General features: G+C 64.4%; 11 protein-coding genes. 4 read left to right on the top strand and 7 right to left on the bottom strand.

The annotated features are described in order from the left end of the window. Positions 1–25 precede the first annotated feature (25 nt). Positions 26–298: an antitoxin gene (locus tag NKI79_RS01175; RefSeq protein WP_352799429.1), complete on the top strand. Its 273-nt coding sequence runs from the start codon at positions 26–28 to the stop codon at positions 296–298. Next, positions 298–696, top strand: coding sequence for a type II toxin-antitoxin system VapC family toxin (locus NKI79_RS01180; protein WP_352799431.1), 399 nt, complete (start codon positions 298–300; stop codon positions 694–696). The genes NKI79_RS01175 and NKI79_RS01180 overlap by 1 nt, the downstream gene beginning before the upstream one ends. Before the next feature lie 14 nt (positions 697–710). On the opposite strand, the gene NKI79_RS01185 is transcribed toward NKI79_RS01180, so the two are convergent. From NKI79_RS01185 to NKI79_RS01215, 7 genes are all read right to left on the bottom strand, one after another. After that, positions 711–1,751: a sulfate/molybdate ABC transporter ATP-binding protein gene (locus NKI79_RS01185; RefSeq protein ID WP_254819067.1), complete on the bottom strand. Its 1,041-nt coding sequence runs from the start codon at positions 1,749–1,751 to the stop codon at positions 711–713. 73 nt (positions 1,752–1,824) lie between these two features. Next, a complete protein-coding gene (cysW, locus tag NKI79_RS01190; protein ID WP_254819066.1) occupies positions 1,825–2,709 on the bottom strand; it encodes a sulfate ABC transporter permease subunit CysW in 885 nt (294 codons plus the stop codon). Beyond that, positions 2,702–3,553 carry a sulfate ABC transporter permease subunit CysT gene (gene cysT, locus NKI79_RS01195; protein WP_023720880.1) on the bottom strand — a complete coding sequence of 284 codons (852 nt, stop codon included), beginning with the start codon at positions 3,551–3,553 and terminating at the stop codon, positions 2,702–2,704. Before cysT ends, cysW begins: the two co-directional genes overlap by 8 nt. A gap of 18 nt (positions 3,554–3,571) precedes the next feature. Then, positions 3,572–4,600, bottom strand: coding sequence for a sulfate ABC transporter substrate-binding protein (locus tag NKI79_RS01200; protein WP_352799433.1), 1,029 nt, complete (start codon positions 4,598–4,600; stop codon positions 3,572–3,574). 221 nt (positions 4,601–4,821) lie between these two features. Then, a complete protein-coding gene (locus tag NKI79_RS01205) occupies positions 4,822–5,526 on the bottom strand; it encodes a M15 family metallopeptidase (protein ID WP_352799434.1) in 705 nt (234 codons plus the stop codon). 53 nt (positions 5,527–5,579) lie between these two features. Beyond that, positions 5,580–7,667, bottom strand: coding sequence for a penicillin-binding protein 1C (pbpC, locus tag NKI79_RS01210; RefSeq protein ID WP_352799436.1), 2,088 nt, complete (start codon positions 7,665–7,667; stop codon positions 5,580–5,582). 213 nt (positions 7,668–7,880) lie between these two features. After that, positions 7,881–13,361 carry an alpha-2-macroglobulin family protein gene (locus NKI79_RS01215; RefSeq protein WP_352799437.1) on the bottom strand — a complete coding sequence of 1,827 codons (5,481 nt, stop codon included), beginning with the start codon at positions 13,359–13,361 and terminating at the stop codon, positions 7,881–7,883. A gap of 273 nt (positions 13,362–13,634) precedes the next feature. Between NKI79_RS01215 and NKI79_RS01220 the strand changes: the two genes are divergently transcribed. Together NKI79_RS01220 and NKI79_RS01225 are read left to right on the top strand one after the other, a co-directional pair. After that, positions 13,635–15,563 (top strand): autotransporter assembly complex protein TamA, encoded by a 1,929-nt coding sequence (locus NKI79_RS01220; RefSeq protein WP_352799438.1) that lies wholly within the window; start codon positions 13,635–13,637, stop codon positions 15,561–15,563. Then, complete coding sequence (locus tag NKI79_RS01225; protein ID WP_352799439.1) at positions 15,563–21,613, top strand: translocation/assembly module TamB domain-containing protein; 6,051 nt, start codon at positions 15,563–15,565, stop codon at positions 21,611–21,613. Before NKI79_RS01220 ends, NKI79_RS01225 begins: the two co-directional genes overlap by 1 nt. Positions 21,614–21,748: the final 135 nt, after the last annotated feature.

Genomic DNA, 21,748 nt, shown 5'->3' on the forward strand with positions numbered 1-21,748 from the left:
ATAGTATATACAAGGAGCTGTTGTCATGCCTCAACACCGCCATTCAACAACCCCGCCGAAAGAGGCAAAGCTGTTTCGTAACAATCGCAGTCAGGCGGTGCGCATTCCTGTCGAGTTCGAACTTCCCGGCGAAAAGGTCTTGATCAGCCGTGAAGGCGACCGCCTGATCATCGAGCCGGTCCGCAAGCCTGGCCTCACCGCACTGCTCGCGCAATGGGCGAAAGAGCCGCCGCTCGGTGCCGAGGAAGACTTTCCCGATGTCGAGGATATGCCTGTCAAATCCGAGGAATTTTTTTGATGCGGTTCATGCTGGACACGAACATTGTCAGCGACATGATCCGAAATCCGGCCGGGAAAGCCGCAAGCGCTGTCCTGCGCGTGGGAGACGCCGCCGTGTGTACCAGCGTCGTGGTCGCGTCGGAACTGCGATATGGCTGCGTCAAGAAAAGATCGGCCAAACTGCACAAGAAGGTCGAGGAATTGCTGGCTGAGATTCCCGTCTTGCCGCTCGATGTGCCGGTGGATGCCGAGTACGGCGCGATTCGCGCAGAACTGGAAGGCAGGGGCCAGACCATCGGCCAAAACGACCTTTTTATTGCTGCTCACGCCCGTGCGCTGGGAACTACCCTGGTGACGGCCAACACCGGGGAGTTCAACCGGATCAAAGGCCTGAAGGTCGAGAACTGGCTGGTGTAGCGCCTGATAGAAGATCAAGCAGCCGGAAAAAGCTTCCAGCGCCGCGGCCTGAAAGCTACCCGGCTTTTCTGCGCCGCCGGATGGTCGACGGGCAATTCGATCTCGACCCGCTGGCGCTCGCCGCCGATTTCGAGTTCTACCCTTCGGGTGCCGGCGACGCGGCGGCTGGCGGCGACCGTGCCGGCGATGCATCCGTTGCATTCTTCCACCAGATCGACGTCGTGCGGGCGGAAGAACAGCGTCGCTTCGCCTTGCGGTGCGTGCGGCGCGGAAAGCCCGATCGGCCGGTCGGCGATCCAGACCTGGCCGTCCTCGACCTTGACCGGAATCGAGCTCGATTCGCCGATGAAGCCGTAGACGAAGGGCGAGTTCGGCGTGTCGTAGATCTCGTCGGCGGTGCCGACCTGCTCGATGCGGCCCTGGCTCATCACCACGACGCGGTCGGCAAGCTCCAGCGCCTCTTCCTGGTCATGGGTGACGAAGACGGTCGTGTGGCCGGTGGCGTCGTGGATGTCGCGCAGCCAGCGGCGCAGTTCGCGGCGCACCTGGGCATCGAGCGCGCCGAACGGCTCGTCGAGCAAAAGCACGGCCGGTTCGATCGCCATGGCGCGGGCCAGCGCCACGCGCTGGCGCTGGCCGCCCGAAAGCTGTGCCGGATAGCGTTTTTCCAGACCGGAGAGCTGAACGAGGTTGAGGAGTTCCGAGGCGCGGCGGCGGATTTCCTTCGCCGACGGGCGCGACGGCCCGTGCCGGACCTTGAGTCCGAAGCCGATATTGTCGGCGACCGTCATATGGCGAAACAGCGCGTAGTGCTGGAAGACGAAGCCGACATTGCGCTCCTGGATCGACTTTTGCGAGGCATCCTCTTCGCCGAAGAAGATCTTTCCGCGGGTCGGCCGCTCCAATCCGGCAATCAGCCTGAGCAGCGTCGTCTTGCCGGAACCGGACGGTCCCAGCAGAGCGATCAGTTCTCCCGACTTGATGTCGAGCGAAACGTCGCGGAGGGCCGGAAACCGCTCAAACTCCTTGCGCACGTTGGCAACGCGAACTTCCATGCAAATCCCTTTTGTAGTTGATGCATGTCGTTATCCCAAAACCGGTTCCCACTTTTGGGCGACATGCATTTTGTCAGTGTCCGCGCGTCGCGGCGATCTCGGCGCCGTAGCGCATCTCGAGAAGTGTTTTCAAGACCAGCGTGACGAGCGCCAGGCCGGCAAGCAGCGAAGCGACGGCAAAGGCGGCGGCGGCATTGTACTCGTTATAAAGGATTTCGACATGCAGCGGCATGGTGTTGGTCAATCCGCGTATGTGGCCCGAAACGACCGAGACCGCGCCGAACTCACCCATGGCGCGGGCATTGCACAGCAACACGCCGTAGAGCAATCCCCATTTGACGTTGGGCAACGTCACGTACCAGAACGCCTGCCAGCCATTGGCCCCGAGCGACAGGGCCGCCTCCTCGTCGCCATTGCCCTGCTCCTGCATCAGCGGGATCAACTCGCGGGCGACGAAGGGGAAGGTGACGAAGATCGTGGCCAGCACGATGCCCGGCACCGCAAACAGGATGACGATGCCATGCGCCTTGAGCCAGGCGCCGAGCAGGCCTTGCGCGCCGAACAAGAGCACGTAGACAAGCCCCGAAATGACCGGCGAGACGGAAAAGGGCAGGTCGATCAGCGTGGTCAGGAACGCCTTGCCCTTGAATTCGAACTTGGCGATGGCCCAGGCGGCGGAAATGCCGAAGACGATGTTGAGCGGCACCGAGATCGCCGCGACCAGAAGCGTCAGGCGGATCGCCGAGCGCGTATCCGGTTCGCCTAGCGCCTGTGTGTAGGCCTCGATGCCCTTGGCGAAAGCTTCCTTGAAGACGATGATCAGCGGCAAGAGCAGGAAGATGGCAAGGAACGCAAACGTTACGGCCATCAGCACGGTTCTCGCCGTGCGGCTTTCGGTCACCGCCGGCGACTGGCTTTCATGGTGCGGCGCGTAGGATTTGATCTCCGGGTCAGCCATAGCGCTTGCGGCTCCAGGTCTGCACCAGGTTGATGACCAGCAGCATGACGAAGGACAGTGCCAGCATGATCGCCGCGATCGCGGTCGCCGCCGCGTAATTATATTCCTCCAGCCGGATGACGATCAGAAGCGGTGCGATTTCGGATTTATAGGGCAGATTGCCGGCGATGAAGATGACGGAACCGTACTCGCCGACGCCGCGCGCGAAGGCCAGCGCGAAACCGGTGACGATGGCCGGCGCCAGTCCGGGAAGCAGAACGCGGCTGATGATCTGGAAGCGATTGGCGCCGAGCGTGGCGGCCACTTCCTCTACCTCCTTGTCGATCTCCTCCATGATCGGCTGCACGGTGCGGACGACGAAGGGCAGGCCGATGAAGATCAGCGCAATTACGATGCCAAGCGGCGTGTAGGCGACCTTGATGCCGAGCGGCGTCAGAAGGCTTCCGATCCAGCCGTTCGGTGCGTAGAGCGTGGTCAGCGCAATGCCGGCGACCGCTGTCGGCAGCGCGAAGGGCAGGTCGACCATGGCATCGACGATGCGGCGGCCGGGAAAGCTGTAGCGCACCAGTACCCACGCGACGATCGTGCCGAAGACGACGTTGACAGCGGCGGCAATGAAGGCGGTGCCGAAGCTGATCTCAAGCGCGTTAATGGTGCGGCGGTCGGTGACGATCGCCCAGAAGTCGGTCCAGCCGAGCGCCGCCGAGCGCCAGATCAGCCCGGACAGGGGAATGAGGATGATGAGGGTGAGGTAGGCAAGCGAGAAGCCGAGCGTCAACCCGAAACCCGGAATGACGCTCGGCTGCCTGAATCGCCACCCCGCCTTGGCGGGTGCTGTGGTCATGTCGTCCTGATCTAAATGCTACTGGGCCGGCTTGTAGATCTGGTCGAATATACCACCATCGCCGAAATGATAAGGCTGTGCCTTCTTCCAGCCGCCAAAAAGCGGGTCGTCGATGGTGATCAGCTTGATCTCAGGCAGCTTGGCCAAGTCCTCCGCCGGCACCAGGTCGGGCTTCGAAGGGCGATAATGGTTCTTGGCGATGAGCGTCTGGCCTTCCTTGGAATAGAGATAGCTCAGATAGGCTTCGGCAACTTTGCGTGTGCCTTTGGCGTCGACATTGGCGTCGACCACGGCGACCGGCGGCTCGGCCAGGATCGAGGTCGGCGGGTAGACGATATCGAAATTGTCGGCGCCGAACTCATCGAGCGCCAGATAGGCCTCGTTTTCCCAGGCGAGCAGCACGTCGCCCAGCCCTTTTTGCGCGAAGGTCACGGTGGCGCCGCGCGCACCGGTGTCGAGAACCGGGACATGCGCATAGAGATTGCCGACGAATTCCTTGGTCTTGGCCTCGTCGCCGCCATCCTTGGCGCTGGCATAGGCCCAGGCGGCGAGGTAGTTCCAGCGCGCGCCACCGGAGGTCTTCGGATTCGGCGTGATCACTTGGACGTCGTCCTTGACCAGATCGCCCCAGTCATGGATGCCCTTGGGGTTTCCCTTGCGGACCAGAAAGATGATGGTCGAGGTGTAGGGCGCCGAATTGTTTTCGAATTTCGTCCGCCAGTCTGGATTGATCTTCTTCGCTTTCGAAACGATGGCGTTGATATCGCCTTCGAGCGCCAGCGTCACCACGTCGGCGTCGAGGCCGTCGATCACGGCGCGAGCCTGCGCGCCGGATCCGCCATGTGACTGCTGGACGGTGACCGTCTCGCCTGTCTCTGCCTTCCAGTGGGCAATGAAGGCCTCATCGAATTGCTTATAGAGCTCACGCGTCGGATCATAGGACACGTTGAGAATGGTGGTGTCGGCAAACGCGAAACCGAGCGTGCCGAACTGGACGGATGTGGCGACCAGTGCGCCGAGCAGTTTCCTGAAATGAGGTTTGGTCATTTCCGCCTCCGTTGAACTCGCGCCAAATCTACCGAATTGATAGAATTTAGATGCAATCAATGTTGCCTTTTTTGGCTCATTGAAGCAATTTTTCGCCTGGTTTCGGCGATGCGAGGAACTATTTTCCCGCATGGACCATGATCGCGCTCCCGACGCGGTTAACTAGAGACGGCCAGCTCTTCGGCAATGGCTGCGTCTCGTCCGAACGAGGTTTCGGCAGCTTATTCGCCGGTAACGGGAAAGTTGAAGCGCTCTCTTGGAAACGGCTCGTTTTCCAGCGTGAAGTGCCACCATTCGCGTGGGTAATTCTTGAAGCCGCCGGCGCGCATCGCCTCGACAAGTCTTTTGCGGTTAGCCGCGGCTTCATCGTCTATCGCTCGGTGAGCCGTTTCGCTCGCCGGATCGAAACAGTCGAAACCGGTGCCGAAATCGAGCGTGTCGGCATCGGTCGCGCCGCAGGCCGGTTTCGGAGCGCTCGTGCGGCCGGCCTGTTTTTTATGGTTGACCCGGGCGATCGCGACATCGACCGTCGATCCGCGCGAATGGGTGGACAGTTCGCCGATATAACCCTTGGCGATGAGATCCTTGCGCTTGACCTTTGGATACCATTGCGGGTCCGGTGGCCCGCCCGTTCTTGTCCATTCACTCATGTCGGAGACAGCCCGCGCAGGGCGGTAGCAGTCGAACACGACCAGCGTCAGCCCTTCGGCAGCAATCGCTTTCTGCACTGCCGAAAGCGCTTGCGCCGCTTGCCTGGTGAGGACGCATACCGGCGCATCGTAGCCGCTTACCTTGCGATGCAGGAAATTTTCGAGGCCGGCATAGCGGATATCCTGCCGGATACTGGGATCGATGTCGGCCAGCCGAACAAAGCCGGCGGGGAGGGTGTCAGCAAAGGCCGAGGAAATACCGGCGGCCGAAAGCAAGGCGTAAACCCCACTCCCTTGAATCACCTGCCGGAATCTATTCAAGGGAAATTTCACTCGACAAAAACCTTCACGCTGGCCGCGCGTCCCGCCGCGTCGATCACGGTCAGGGTCGAATAGCCGGCGCCGTCCGGCTGCCAGGTCGCGGTGCGCCGCCGGTCGATGCCGACCAGCGGCTTGCCGTTGGCCAGCCAGCGGAATGGTGCGCGGCCGCCCTGCAGCTTGAGAACCAGCGGCGAGGCATCGGCCGAGGAAGTGCCGAGATCGACGCGGGCGCCGTCTGGCGGAAAGATGATGGTTGGCGCAGGCTCGGTCGGCGTCGCCTGCACCAGCCCATCGGTGCCGGCGCCGAAGCGCGTCAGCGTCACCGGCAGCTCCTCGCGTTTGGGACGCCGGACGCCGGACGGCTGGCTTGGCAGTGGTACGGCGGCCAGGCCGGAACGGACAAAGCCTTCGAACAGGATGGGCGCCGCCGAGATGTAGCCGGACAGGCCGGGCACCGCGCCGGCGTCGGGGCGGCCGACCCATACGCCGAGCACATAGCGGCCGTCAAAGCCGACCGACCAGGCGTCGCGATAGCCGTAGGAGGTGCCGGTCTTGTAAGCGATGCCGCGTTGGGCGGCACCCTGAGGCGGCTTGACGCCTGACAGGATGTCGGTGATCTGCCAGGTCGCCTGTCCGTCGAGGATGGTGGTGGTCGAGCGTCCGGCATTCTCCGGCTCGGTGCCGTCACGCAGCGTGTGTGCCTTGCCGCCATTGGCAAGGCCGGCATAGAGCTGAACCACGTCGCGCAGTGTCATCCCGACGCCACCGAGGCCGATTGCCAGGCCAGGCACCTCGTTGACGGGCAGTACAGGGGTCACATCGGCCTGGCGAAAGCGCGCCATCAGCCGGGCCGGGCCGACCGCGTCGAGCACGCGGATCGCCGGAACGTTGAGCGACAATTGCAGCGCCTGCCTGATGCTGACATCGCCCTGATAGCCCATGTCGAAGTTCTTCGGCCGGTAGCCGGAGAAATCGGCTGGGCTGTCCTCGATCAGCATCTCCTGCGCCACCAGGCCTTGTTCGAAGGCGAGGCCGTAGATGAACGGCTTCAGCGTCGAGCCAGGCGAGCGGACGACTTTGGTCATGTCGATCCAGCCCGAACGGGTGGCATCGAAGAAATCGGCAGAGCCGACCTCGCCAAGGATATCGCCGGTGCGGGCATCGGCCAGCACCATGGCCACCGAGAGGTGAGGGCCGAGCCTGGCGGCTGCATCTTTCGCCACCTGCTCCAGCCCTTCCTGGACACTCTTGCGGATCGTCAGTTGCAGCTTCTGGCCGGGGATGGCCTTGGGCAGCATTGCATAGGCCGCATGGGCAGCGAGCGCCGGCAAGGTGCGCCGCAGCCCCGACACATCGTCGAGGGCGGCACGCGCGGCCTCACGTTCGCCGAGCAGGCCTGCCGAGACCATGCGGGTCAGCACCCGGTCGCGGGCAGCGTGGGCAATCTCGAGATTGCGATCAGGGCGTCGCTTTTCCGGCAATTGCGGCAAGGCGACGAGCAGGGCGGCCTCCGAAACCGTCAGCCGCTTCGGCTCCTTGCCGAAATAGGCGAGCGAAGCGGCGCGCACACCTTCGAGATTGCCGCCATAGGGCGCCAGCGTCAGATAGCGTTCGAGGATCTCGCGCTTGGAAAGCCGCCGTTCGATTTGCAGGGCGCGCAGCATCTGCTTGATCTTCGAGCCGAGGCTGCGGCTGTCGCGTGGTTCGATCAGGCGGGCGAGCTGCATCGAGAGCGTCGAACCGCCGGAGACGATATGGCCGCTGGTCGCGAACTGGCCGGCGGCACGCGCCAGTGCCAGCACGTCTATGCCTTGGTGACCCCAGAAACGCTTGTCCTCATAGGTGACGAGCATGTCGACGAACTGCTTGTCGACCTGGTCCAGGCTGGTAGCGAGCCGCCAGTAGCCGTCCGGCGTGGCGAAGGCGCGCAGCAGTTGGCCGTCTCGGTCCTGCACCTCGGTCGAGACCGTCAAAGCAGCCGGCAGCGGCGGAAATGCGCGGTCGAGCTGCCAGAGGGCGACGGCGGTGATTGCAGCGAGACCGCCCAAGGCAATGCCCGTGATGGCCGCTCGGCGCAGGAATTTTCTGGAGAGCATGGCGCCGCCCCTCATCCGCCTGCCGGCGCCTTCTCCCCGTTTAGTGACGGGGAGAAGGGGGCTGTCGCGACCCTTGGCGCCTTTTCTGCTGCGTTAAAGTTCGGCGAAAACTTCGGCGCATGGCTCTTTCTCCCCGTCTCCATACGGGAAGAAATGCCCGGCAGGGCAATGAGGGGCAGCGCCATCGCCATATTCCTATCCGCCTTTTTTGCCTTACGGCGCCTTGACCTCCATCATGCCGGTGGCGGTGCGGGCCGAATATTGCGGCCGGTACATGTCCTCGATCGTTGCCGCCGGGTGGGCATAGGTGCCCGGCGTCACCGCGCGCACGACGTAGGCGAGCGTGATGTTGCGGTCGCCGTCGCCGTCGTTGGGATTGAACGCCGCGACGAAACGGTCGTCGCGGAATTCGAGATGGGCGGCATCGGTCTGCGCCAGCCAGGAGAAGTTCGTCAATTGGGCGCTGGAGACCAGGCCCGGATTGTCGATCTCGAAGCCGGCCGGCAACAGGTCGGTGATCAGCAGCCGCGAAGGCCAGGTGTTCTGCTCGTAAACCTTGAGCACGACGACATAGCGTTCGTTCTGTTTGACCTCCGTCACGTTGGCCTCTGTGCCGTCGAGCTTGTAGTAGGTACGGCTGATGGTAAAGCCGTTGCCGCCGGCCGGCAGAGGTTGGATCGGCGAGGCCACAGTGGTGACGACCGCCTGCAGCGGATTTCTGCCGGTATTAACGATGGTCAGCGGACTGTCGGCCAGGTCGCCACCGGCGATCTGGTCCGAATAGCCGCCGGCATGCGGTGCGCCGTTGACGGTCAGCGCGATCGAATCATTGCCGGCCCTCAGCGCCCGGGCCGCCAGCAGCATCCAGGACTCGTCCTGTGTGCTGGTCCACCTGGCCTCGGCGCGTTCCCTGGTCACCAACTGGATCAGCGCCGGCACGATGGTCGGCACCGGCTTGCTTTCCGCGGCAAGCGCCAGGATTGCCGCGCCGTCACGCAGCGGCGAGCCATAGTCGGATCGGTAATAGTCATATTCGGGTGTCGACTTGGCCAGTTGCAGCGCGGCCTGGAAGGTTGCCTCCGAGCGCTGCGTGTCACCGTAGAGCGCGAGAGACGCCGCCAGCTGGGCGACGGCCATCGGGCTGGTAAAGGCTTCGAGCTGGGTGTCGGCATAATAACGCAGATCGCCGACCGAGGCCTTCTTGTTGCGGGCAAGCACATAGAGCGCGTAGGCGATCTCGCTGCCGCGATCCTGGACGTCCTGATCGTAGCCGATCGCGTTCTGCAGATTGCTCAGCGCCTGGTTCATCGCCAAGGCCGGCACGTCGTATTTCTGCTCGCGCGCCCGGGTCAGGAAATCGGTGACATAGGCGTCGAGCCACAGATCGCCGGAACCCGGACCCCACAGGCCGAAGCTGCCGGCCGAGGCTTGGTAGCTCAGCACCTTGTAGATGGCGTCCTGGACGCGGCCATGCAGATCGGGGTCGCTGGCCATGCCGATGCCGGAAGCCATGTCGTTGACGTAGAGAAGCGGCATGGCGCGGCTGGTGGTCTGTTCGGCGCAACCATAGGGATAGCGGTCGAGCGTCATCAGCAGCGACGGCACGTCGAAGGCAGCCGCCTGCGAAACGCCGACGCTGACCGAAGCGCCATCGAGCAGGCTTGCCGCCAGCAGTTCCTTGTCGACGCGCAGCGCGCCGCCATTGCCCTTGAGGTCGACGACCATGCGGGTGGTCACCGGCAGTTGCGCCGGGCGCACCGGCACATAGAGCGTCTGCTCGACGGCGGTGCCGTCGGCATGCGCAAGCCTGATGGTGATCGAGGCGTTGCCTGCGGTCTGCGCAATCAACGGCACGGTCAGTGTCTGCCGCTTGCCTTTGGCGAGCGTCAGCTTTTCAGGCAAGGCGGCATTGCCGGTTGACAGGTCGCCTGTCGTGTTGACGGTCAGCTTGTAGTCGCCCGCGGGGCCGTCGGTGTCGGCGACGTCGAGCCGCATGACGGCGGAATCGCCGGGCGCCAGGAAGCGCGGCAGGCCGGCGGTGATTACCACCGGATCACGCACGATGACGTCGGACTGGACATGGCCGACCGCTTCCTTGGTCCAGGCGACGACCATGACGCGGACGGTGCCGTTGAACTGCGGAATGTCGAAGTCGATCCGCGCCTTGCCGTCGGCGTCGAGCTGGACCGGGCCGGAGAAGAAGGCGACCAGCTTTTCGGTCGGCGGACTGCCTTGCGATTGCATGTTGGCGCCGTCGCCGCCGGTGCGCAGCTTACCCGTTGTGCCCAGCGAGCCGTCGATCAGCCGGCCATAGATGTCGCGAACCTCGAGACCGAGCATGCGCTGCCCGAAGAACCAGTTCTCCGGATCCGGTACCTTATAGTTGGTCAGGTTGAGGATGCCGACGTCGACGGCCGCGACCATGACATAGGCGTTGGTGCCGGGCCGCACGCCGGCAACGGCGACCGGGATCGACAGCTGCTGGCGCGGCATGGTCTTGTCCGGCGTCGCCAAGCTGACGGCAAGCTTCCGCGAGCCGGGATCGAGCTTCAGCCATTTGACGCCGATGGCGCGCGCCGGCATGCGTGTCTCTTGCGCATCGCCCGGCCTGAACAGCGTTGCCGTGATGTAGGCGCCGGCACCCCAGTCGTCGCCGACCGGGATGTCGACAGTGCTGCCGCCGGCCGGCACGCTGGCGGTGACGCTCTTCAGGAGCTTGTCGGCGCCGATGGTGACGAGCAGCTCGCCGGCAAAGTGCGGCGACACTTTGAGCTTGGCCACTTCACCCGCCGCATAGGTATCCTTGTCGAGGGCGATCTCGAGGCCGTCGGGCGTTTCGGTGGTGGTGGAACTGACATACCAGCCGGCGTCGAACTCGTAGCTGGTGGCCGGGCCTTCCGGATCCGCTGTCTCGATCTCGAGCCGGTAGCGGCCCCAGTCGACCGGCAGCGACACCGTAGCCTCGCCATCGGCGCTCAGGTCGACCTGGCCGTTGGCCACCGCCTTGGTGAAGGTGACCGGCTCATAGTTCCAGGAGTTGCTCGAGCGGTACCACTGGTAGCTGCGCTCGACCTTGACCAGCGACCACCGTGCGCCCTTCAGCGCCTCACGCTTGCCGTCTGGGTCGACGGCGATCAGGCTGAACTTGGCCGTGCCGCCTTGCGGCACCTCGTCTCCGTCGAAATCCGGGCGGATGCCGATCATGTGGCCCTGCGGGCGGATGCCGATATTCAGCGAGCGCTCGACGGCACGGCCGCCGGTTTCACGCATCCTGACCGTGATCTTGGCATCGACCAGCTTGGTGGTGGATGGCAATTGATCGACGGAGACCGGGAAGGTCGCCTTGCCGTCCTCGCCGACCACCGGCAGGCCGATGAAGGGCGTCACTGTCGGTTCAGCCGACTGTTCGTCGGCGAGACCGAAGGAATAGCCTTTGAAGCGGTCCCAGTCGCGGGCGGTCGACAGCGTCAATTCGCCTTCGAGCGCGAGGCCTGCGGCCGGCGCGCCGTAGAGAAAGCGGCCGTCGACGGTAATGTTGGCGGTCTCGCCCTGGGCGATCTCCTGCTTGTCGGAGGACAGGTCGAACTCGATGCGGTCCGGTACGAAGTCCTCGACCAGGAACATCTGGCTGGCGACCGCCGCCTGCTTGGGATCGGTATGGATCGCCACCGTCCAGGTGCCGCGCATGGCGTTGGGTTCGAGCGGCAGGTCGACCGCGTGACCGCCGGCCGACGCGCCGTCGCTGACGATGCGGCGGTCCTCGACGCCGTCGGGCCGCGAGAAGATGAAGGTCAGCGGCAGGTTCTCGACCGCCTCGGCGGCACTGTCGCGGGCAAGGGCCGCGACATGGACATCTTCGCCGGCGCGGTAGATGCCGCGCTCGGTCCAGGCATAGACGTCGAGCGCGCCAGGTGCCGGCCGTCCGGCGACGCCACGGTCGGACAGGTCGAAGCCGGCGCGGCCCATATCGAGGAAGACGAAATCGTCGTCGCCCTGTTTGGCCATCAGCACGGCCGGCGCCATGCCGCTGTCGCCGCGCGTCAGGCCGGGATTGAACACCGCCCGCCCTTCCGCGTCGGTGGTCGCGGTGCCGAGGATTTCATTGTTCCTGGCCAGCAGCGTCAGCTCGGCGCCGGCAATCGGCTTGGCGGTTGCGAGCGAACGCGCAAAGACGTTCAGTCCATCCTGTCCGGTATAGGTCGACAGGCCGATATCGGAGACGACGAACCATTGCGTGGCGTGCGAATCATAGTCGTCGCTGCGATCGTCGACGGCTTGTGCGGTCAGCACATAGACGCCGGGCTTGCGCTTCGGCAACGCCTCGTCGATTGGGAAGGAGGTGGTGACTTCCTTGTTGAGGTCGTTGGCGATGTCGAGCTGGCCTTGCCAGACGGGCTCGCCCATCTGTTCGGAGATGTTCGAAATGTCGTAGCCGTCAAGCTGGCGCAGGAACTGATATCCCGACAGAAGCTGGGCCAGCGAGCGGTCGCCGATGCGGAAGAGCTTCATTTCGGCGGCATTCATGTTGACCGTGACGACCGGTATGCCGCGGCGTGCGCCGGCGGGCAGCACGAAGCTGTCGCCGGTGAAGCGGGCCGAAGGCGCGCGGTCCTGCACGTAGATCGACAGAACCACCGGTGCCGCGGTGACCTCGCCAATGGCGGCCGGCAGGCCGGCGCGGAAGGTCACGTCATAATGTTGGCCGTGCTCGAGCCCCTCGACGCAGATCTGCTTGTCCTTGGCTTCGACGCCTTTGGGGGCGGCGTTGTCGACAGTAACAAACTGCGAGTAGTCGACGCCGGTCTTGACCAGCTCCTCGGAGAACTGCGCGCAGATGCGTGGCGCGCTGGTGTCGGCATCGACGGTATGATCGATGACGCGGAAACCCTTGCGGGCCTTGAGATCCTGGTAGGCGGCCCTGACTGCCGGCGAATTGACGAGAGCGAGGCTCGCCTCGTAGGCCTGCAGGGCCGGCCTGTAGAGATCGCGGCGATCAAGGCCGTCCCCGAGCAGCGCCAGGACGTCGGCGCGCGTCCTGGTGGTGCGCAGCAATTTGTAGGCATTGAAGGCGGCGGAAGTGGCGTTCGCCGGCAGCGTCGACGGCTCCGAACTGTTGGCGGTCGGATGAACGGCAAGCGTTTCGCGCGCCAGCTCGAGCCAAAGCTGGCCATTGTCAGGCAACACCGAAACCGCCGCCTCGTATTTGTGCATGGCCGAGCGATGATCGCCCGTCAGCGCCGACTGTTCGGCGGCGGCGCTCAGCGCCGTCAGCCCCTCGGTCGGCTTGGTGTAGGTCGGGCCAGTGAGCTTGTTGCGGTATTGCTGGGCCTGGTCTGCCATCCAGTTGGGGAAGAAGGCGAGTTCGGGTGGCGCGCCGATGTCGGGATCGCCATCGATGTTGACGACCTTGCCGGCGACGGCGCCGCTGAAGGGTTTCAACGAGTTGTAATCGGATTTAAGGAAGCACCATTTGGCCTTGAGATTGTAGGTGAAGGCGCGGCAGGCCGGGTCGCCGAGGCAGGTGGTCTTGCACTGGTCGAGGCTGACATTCTGGTCGGATCTGAGATCGAAACCAAAATAGTCGGAATTATCCGATGTCACCACCCGCCGGGCTTCGGCCGCTTGCGCGACACCGCTCCAGGCAAAAAAGAGAAGGAAAAGAATCGATAGACCACGAGCCGCGCGCATTGCCATAAACCCCTCCAGACAAGTGCTGACGTCCAGAAATCTTCAAGCTTCAGTCGCGCTTGTCAACATCAGGACGCGGCAGGATCCGCCTGCCAACGGTTTGCTTTCCGGCCGATGACCGGTAGTAGCTCCATAGGACAGGGGATCACGCTTTCTTGCGGCGACGCAGAAGGTGTGAGTTCCAAGCCCTGTCTATTTCAGCAATTGGATTGTGGCCCCTTTACGAGTGCTTCAGAACTTCATTCCAATTTTAGGTTTGCGAGCTAGGCTAGGAGCGTAATGCCGGCGTATGAAAGGCAGATGTCGGGAGGAACCGCGCCACGGCGCGCGCTTTCGCGCGCCCTGCTTTTCGCCTTGCTGTGCTCGGCGGCACTTATTGTCGAGACCGGAAATGCGGCAGCCTTCGAGATTTTCGGCATCAAGCTGTGGGGATCGTCGAAGGACGAAGATGCCGAGATCGTCGACCCGCTGCGCTATGCCGTGACGATCGAGACGCCCGACGCCGACAAGGATCTCGCCGAGAAGCTCGAAAACGCCTCGGCGCTGAAAGCCGACGAGGAACACCCGGTATCAGGTTCGCTGGGTCTTTTGGCCAAGGCGCGCAGCGACCGTGAGCAACTTGTCGCCGCGCTCTACGCGGACGCGCGCTACGAGGGTGTCGTCACCATCACCATTCAAGGCAAGCCGCTCGACGATCTGCCGCCCGATGCCGAGTTTTCCGGCCCGCAGCCGATTCCGGTGGTGATAAGCATAGCGGCCGGGCCGAAATTCACGCTTGGCAACATCAGACTGAAAGGCGATGCAGCGGGGCTGGCAAGTGCCGATTTCGGTCTGATCGCCGGCGGTGACGCCAGTTCGGGCGCCGTGCTCAAGGCCGAGGCGGCGATCGTGCGGGCACTCAAGCAAGAAGGCAGGCCGCTGGCCAAGGTGACGGGCCGCGAGATCGTCGCCGAGCACGCCGGTTCGACGCTCGACGTGACGCTCACCGTCGCGGCCGGCCCGGTCGCCGGCTATGGCGACACCACTGTCGAGGGTACCGAAAAGGTCGACCGCGACTTCACCGAATATATGACCGGCCTGAAGCGTGGCCGCCAGTATTCGCCCGATGAGATCGACGATGCACGCGACCGGCTGCTCGGCCTCGAGGTCTTCAACAGCGTGACGGTGAAGGAAGCCGACGCCCTCGACGCCGAGGGCAATGTCCCGATCGGTGTCCAGGTCAGCGAACGCAAGCCGCGCTATTTCGGCATTGGCGGCAGCTTCTCAAACACCGAAGGGCTGGGCCTCGAAGGCTATTGGGGGCATCGCAATCTGTTTGGCCGCGCCGAAAAGCTGCGCATCGACGGCAAGATCAGCGGCATCGGCAGCAACGACTTGACCCAGCTCAATTACAATGCCGGCGTCATGTTCGAAAAGCCGGGCGTGGTCGGGCCGGCGTCGAAATTCATTGCCAGCGTCAATGCTGTGCTGGAGCACCCCGACGCCTATGACCATTTCTCGGTCAAGGGCAGTACCGGCCTATCCTACGAACTCGACAAGAAGCAGACGGTTTCCGCGCAAGTCGCGCTGGATTATTCGAGGATCCACGACGCTTTCGGCAAGCACACCTATCTGATCGCCAGCATTCCACTGCAATATGTCTACGACAATCGCGACAGCAAGCTCAATCCGACCCGGGGCTTCAGGGTGCTGGCCTATGCCGAGCCGAGCTACGACATTTTGAGCGGGGCTGCCTTCGTCAAGCTGAAGGGCGAGGGGTCGGCCTACCAGTCGCTCGATTCGGCCTCGAAATTCGTTTTCGCCGAACGTGTCGCCATCGGCTCGATCATCGGCGCCAGTCTTCAAGATGTTCCGGCAGATCGCCGCTTCTACTCAGGCGGCGGCGGTTCGGTGCGCGGCTATGCCTATCAAGGCATCGGCCCGAAGGACAGCAACGGAGAGCCGATCGGCGGGCTTTCCTTCTTCGAGACCTCGGTCGAGATGCGCATCGCCGTCACCGACAAGATCGGCGTCGTGCCGTTCGTCGATGCCGGCACGGTGTCGACCAGGCAGGTCCCCGATTTTTCGGACATGAAGGTCGGCGCGGGTGTAGGCTTGCGCTATCTGACGGCGTTCGGGCCGCTGCGCATCGACGCGGCAGTGCCGCTCAACCGCGGCCCCGACGATCCTCATTTCGGCATTTATGCCGGCATCGGCCAGGCATTCTGATGGCAATATTCAGGCGCATCCTCCGTATCCTTTTCTACACGCTGCTCATCGTCGTGGCAGCGGCGGTGGGGGCACTCGTCGTGCTGACCAAAACCGAGCGCGGCCGTGAAAACCTTGCCGGCATCATCTCGACCATGGCCTCGACCAGTGATCGCAAGGTCACTGTCGTCGGCATCGACGGTATCTGGTCGGGCGCGCTGAGGGTCGATCATGTCGTTCTGGAGGATCGCGAAGGCGCCTGGATGGTGGCGCGCAAGGTGGCCGTCGATTGGTCGCCGCTGGCACTTCTGTCGAAGAGCTTCAGCGCCGATCGCATTGGGGCCGAGCGTATCGAGCTGGCAAGGCTGCCGGTGGCCAATACACAGCCGCGCCAAAGCGGGGCGACCACGCTGCCGGTTTCCATCGACGTCAAGCAGCTCGACCTTCCCGAAATCGCACTCGGGCAGGCTCTGGCCGGCAGCGGTGTCGCCGAGCTGGCAGCCAAGGGAGCGCTCAAGGCGGACGCCTCGCCATTGGCGATCGAGACCAACCTCAACATCGTTCGCCACGACGGCAAGCAAGGCACGGTCGACGCCAAAGCCCATTTCGCGCCGGCCGACAACAAGCTCGACCTCGACTTGAGGGCATCCGAGCCGGCCGGCGGCATCATCGCCAACCTGCTCAAGCTGCCGGGCGCGCCGCCGGTCGAGATTGTCGTTTCCGGCACCGGACCGCTCGCCAACTGGAATGGCATCGGGACCTTTGTCGTCGATCGCCGGATCGTCACTCAACTCACCGGCCGTCATCAGCTCACGGACAAGGGTCATTATGTCGAGGCCAACGGTGACGGCGAATTCGAGCGCTTCCTGCCCGAAAATCTGAAGCCGCTGTTTGCCGGCAAGACCAGCTTCGACCTCGCCGGCACAGCGACCGCGGCCGGCGGCGTCGACGTGGAGCGCGCCAATATCGACAGCGATGCCGTGCACGCGACGGCCGCCGGCACTGTCGATCCGAACGGTGCCAGCGATCTTTCCGTTAGGCTCACCGCAAAGGGGCCGCCGATCGTGCTCAGCCTCGGCAGCGAGGCGCAGCCGATAACCGTGGCGATCAAGGACGCCACGGCCCGCGCTTTCGGCGATGGCAAGGCGCCGATGGTGGATATCGGCGCGTCGCTGGTCTCGGTGGTGGCGGGCGGCACGCGGGTGGACGACCTGATCGGGCAAGTGCATTCCGAGGGTTTCGACATCCAGAACCGTAGTGGGCCTGTCACCATCAAGCTGACGGCGGCCGGCCTGAACACCGACGTTGCGACGTTGGCGCCGCTGATAACGGGCAGGGTCAGCGCTGGTCTCGCCGGCTCCGTCAGCAAGGAACAGATTATCGTCGACCAAGGCACGCTGCGCAGCGACGCGCTCAATGCGTCCGTAACGGCCACCGTGGTGCTAGCCGATCTGTCGATGACGCTCAAGATGAATGCCGACGCGGCTTCGACGGCGCTGCCGCCGCAGATCAGTTCGGTTCTCGGCCAGCGCGTGCAGTTTTCCGCAACCGCGACCCGCGACCCGGACGGTGCGTTTGCCGCCAATGCATTGCAGCTCACCTCCGGCACGCTCAACGCCAGCGGCACCGCCAGCGCGCAGGGCACCGATATCCGAGCCGATATCAAGGGAACGCTCGGCGACGTGTCGGTGCTGTCGCCGCTGGTTGGCGCGAAGGTCGGCGGCGCAGTCGATTTCGCGCTGACCGCAAGCGGTGCGCGCACCGCGCCGGACTTCTCGGTTTCGGCCAGCAGCGACAGCCTGACGGCGTCCGGCCATGCGGTGAAGCAGATCAAGCTGAGCGCGCGCGGCAAGGCCGATATCGCCAGTCCCGCCGCCGATGTCTCGCTGACCGGCTCGGTCGACGACCAGCCGCTCGACCTCAAGGCATCGCTGGTCACAACCGACGGCAAGCGCTCCATCAATGGACTTGCCGTCTCGCTGGCCGACAACAAGGTCTCCGGCGACCTCGGGCTCGACGACGGCCTGCTGCCGCTCGGCACGTTGGCCCTCGATGCCGCCGATATTGCCCCGCTGGCCAGACTTGCCGGCCAAACGCTAGCCGGCGACGTGCGTGGCACGATCCGCTTCGCCAACGACAATGGAGCACCGACGGTCGCGATCGATGCGACGAGCACCGCGATTTCGCGCGGCGAACTGGCGGCCAAGACAATCGCCGTCAACGCGCTGGTCGCCAATTATCTCAAAGCCCCGGCGATCGCCGGCAAGGTCAAGGCCGACACGATCACCTCGGGATCCACGGTGATCAGCGGCATCGATGTCGACTTGAAGCGCGACGGCGACTGGACCGGCTTTAGCGGCGCCGCCACGGTCGCCGGCATTCCGGCCAGCGCGGCCGGGCGGGTCAGGATCGCGAACGGCATCACCAGCATCGAGCTTGCCTCGGGCGAGGCAATCATCCGCGGCATCAAGGCAGCGATCGCACAGCCGTCGGCGCTGACAATCGCCAATGGCATCGTGAGCATTGAGAACCTGGCGCTCGGTGTCGGCGGCGGTTCGGTTGCCGTGTCGGGTACGGCTGGCCAGACGCTCGATCTCGCTGCCACCTTGTCGGCGGTGCCGGCAGCGCTTGCCAATGATTTCTCACCGGGTCTCGATGCCGTGGGCGCGCTCAGCGGCACCGCGCAGGTCACGGGATCGTCGGCTGCCCCCGACGTCCGTTTCAACGCCCGGCTCAGCGGCGCCGAAACCAACCAGACCCGGCGGGCCGGGCTCGGGCCGCTCGATCTCGATGCGGCAGGCCGCTTCTCCTCGGTCAGCGGCCTGGCCATCGAGCAGGCGACGCTTGCCGGCGAGAAAATCTCCGGCAAGGCAGCCGGCACCATCAATCCGAACGGCGCCAGCGATTTCTCGCTCGACCTCGCCTCGACCGGTCCGAGCCTGCCGCTGTCGTTCGGCAGCAAGGCAAGTCCGATCAAGCTCGAGCTGCAGGCGATATCGCTAAAGGCGGCCGGGCAGGGCACGCAGCCGAAGCTCGACATCTCCGCGACGCTGCCATCGGCCGCCACCAATCTGGCTAAGGTCGAGGGCATCACGCTTGCGCTGCACTCCGATCGCTTCGACGTGAAAGCCCGGAGCGGGCCGATCTCCGGCACCGTGACCGCTGAAAAAATCGGCATCGACAATCCGACAGTCGCACCGCTGATCGCCGGCAAGGTCACTGCCAAACTCGCCGGCAGCCTTGCCGCCGACGCTGTCATCATCGATAGCGGCACCGTGACCAGCGACGCGTTGAACAGCGGCTTCAACGGGCGGGTCTCGCTGGCCGACGGCGCCATCGATCTAAATCTCAAGGCGGATGCCGCGTCGGCGGCGCTGCCGGCGGCGGTACGTGGCGTGCTCGCCGCGCGAACACAACTCAGTGCCGCGCTGAAGCGAGACGCCAACGGCAATGTCACCGCCAACGCCGTCAGGCTGTCGTCCGGTTCGCTGACGGCAGACGGGCAGGCGAGCCTTGCCGCCAACAAGCTCAGCGCCGACGTCAAAGGCGCGCTGGGCGACGTCTCGCTGGTATCCAAGGACGCCAAAGGCGCCATCTCTTTCGCGCTGAATGCGCAAGGCGCCAGCACTGCGCCGGATCTGTCCCTGACTGTCAACAGCGACAGGCTTTCGGTCGCGGCGCGCGAGATCACTGGCCTGAAGCTCACTGCCACCGGCAAGGCTGATGCCGCCAACCCGGCTGCGAATGTGCAACTCACCGGAAACGTCGCGGGTCAACCGCTGCAGGGCAGCGCCGTGCTGGCGACATCCGACGGCAAACGCGCCATCAACGGGCTTTTGCTGTCGCTGGGCAAGAACCGTATTTCCGGCGACCTGGCGCTCGACGATGCCTTCGTCCCGGTCGGCACGGTAGCGCTCGACCTGCCCGATATCGGTCCGCTTGCTGCCCTGGCACTGGAAAAGGCCGACGGCGATGTGCGCGGCACGATCGCCTTCTCCAAGGCGGGCGCCGTGCCGCAGGTCGCCGTCAAGGCGATGACGGGCTCGATCTCGCGCGGCGATGTCTCGGCCAAGGCCGTGACCATCGATGCGCTGATCGCCAACTATCTGGCGGCACCGGTGATCTCGGGAAAAATTCGTGCCGACAGCGTCACCTCCGGCGGCACGGTCATCCGTGGCGTCGACGTCGATCTGAAGCGCGACGGCGAATGGACCGGTTTTTCCGGTGGCGCCACCGTCAAGGATATTCCGCTGAAAGCCGGTGGGCGGGTCAAGGCGGTCAAGGGCACGACGACGGTCGAACTTGCCTCCGGCGAGGCGACCATCCGCGGTATCAAGGCGGCTATCGCCCAGGCCTCGACCATCAACATCGCCAATGGAGTGCCCAGCCTCGACAGGCTGGTGCTCAACCTCGGCGGCGGCACGGCGACGGTCACGGGCAAAGCTGGGCAGGCGCTCGACCTCAACGCGACGCTGGCCCGCGTCCCGATCTCGATAGCCAACAGTTTTTCGCCGGGCCTCGATGCCGCCGGTTCCATCTCGGGCACGGTGAAGGTGACGGGTGCGCCGGCCAATCCGGCCGTGGCCTTCAAGATCGATGCAGCAGGCGTTCAGACGTCGCAGACCCGTGGTGCAGGCTTCGGCGCCATGGGCGTTTCATCCTCAGGTACGTATTCGGGCAACAGACTGACCTTCGACGCCAACATGAGCGATGCCGCCGGCCTCGGCCTCAAGGGCGGCGGCACGATGACGACATCAGGCGCGCCCACCCTTGATCTCAACTTTTCCGGCAAGGTGCCGTTCGCCTTCCTCACCAGGACACTCGCCGCACAAGGCTTGTCCCTGAGCGGCACGGCCGACGTCGATATACAGGTGCGCGGCCCGGCGACGTCGCCGGTGATCTCAGGCACAGTCCGCACGTCAGGCGCCCGCCTGCTCGACGCGCGTTCGGGGCTTGCGATCAACGACATCACTGCCGATGTCGCCGTCGGTGGCGGCGTGGCAAGGATCAATCGCCTGACCGGCACGCTGTCGACGCGCGGCAGCCTTTCGGCCAGCGGCACCGTCGGCATCGATCCGGCTAAGGGTTTTCCGGCCGATCTGTCGATCAAGCTCGTCGACGGCCGCTATACCGACGGCAAGGTGGTCACCGCCAATCTTGGCGGCAACCTGACCGTCAAGGGACCACTCACCTCCGCGCCGGTGATTTCCGGTACCATCAACCTGGCCAAGACCGTCATCACCGTACCCGAAAAGCTGCCCGGCTCGCTGGCCGAGCTCAACGTAAAGCACAAGAATGCGCCGGCCGCCGTGCGTGCGCAGGACAAGGCGTTGCGCCCGGCCGCTGCAAGCAGCGGTGGCGGCGGCAGCGGCCTCAATCTCGACGTCACGGTCAATGCGCCGAGCCAGATCTTCATCCAGGGCAGGGGCGTCGACGCCGAGCTCGGCGGTTCGCTGCGGCTGACAGGCCCGGCATCGTCACCCCAGGCGGTCGGCACCTTCACCTTGCGGCGAGGGCGGCTGACGATCCTTGCCAAGCGGCTGACCTTCACCGAAGGCACGGTCGGCTTTTCCGGCTCTCTGGTGCCCTACCTCAACCTCACGGCGCAATCGAAGACGACCAGCGCCACCGTGACCATCGTGGTGTCGGGCGAGGCGACCAACCCGAAATTCACCTTCTCCTCGGTACCGGCGCTGCCGGAGGACGAGGTGCTGGCGCAGCTGATCTTCGGCCGTTCGATGTCGAACCTGTCGCCGCTGCAGATCGCTCAGCTTGCCGAAGCTGCCGGACAACTGGCCGGCGTCGGCGGCTCGACCTCCCTGCTGCAGAACCTGCGCAGCGCGATCGGCGTCGACGATCTCGACGTGATCACCGACGAAGAGGGCGGCACCGCCGTCTCGGCGGGCAAGTATCTCAACGACCGCACCTACGTGACGATCCAGAAGGGCGACAGGCCGGGCTCGGGCAAGGCAACCGTCGATCTCGACCTTGGGCGCGGCGTCAAGCTGCGTGGCGAGGCAACCGACGCCGGCGAAGCCAAAGGCGGTGTTTTCTACGAACGCGAATATTGAAACCGGGCGTTCGCGCAGAACAACTGATTGCCCGAAGAACGAGCGGCGCAGCAGCGAATGTCCCGGTTTAATTGTCCGTGGAGATTTCGGGCGAAATCCCTGGCGCAGTAGCAAATTTGCGCCAAGACTGTCGCT

It is taken from the genome of Mesorhizobium sp. M0340 (assembly GCF_040321535.1).
Lineage (GTDB): Bacteria > Pseudomonadota > Alphaproteobacteria > Rhizobiales > Rhizobiaceae > Mesorhizobium.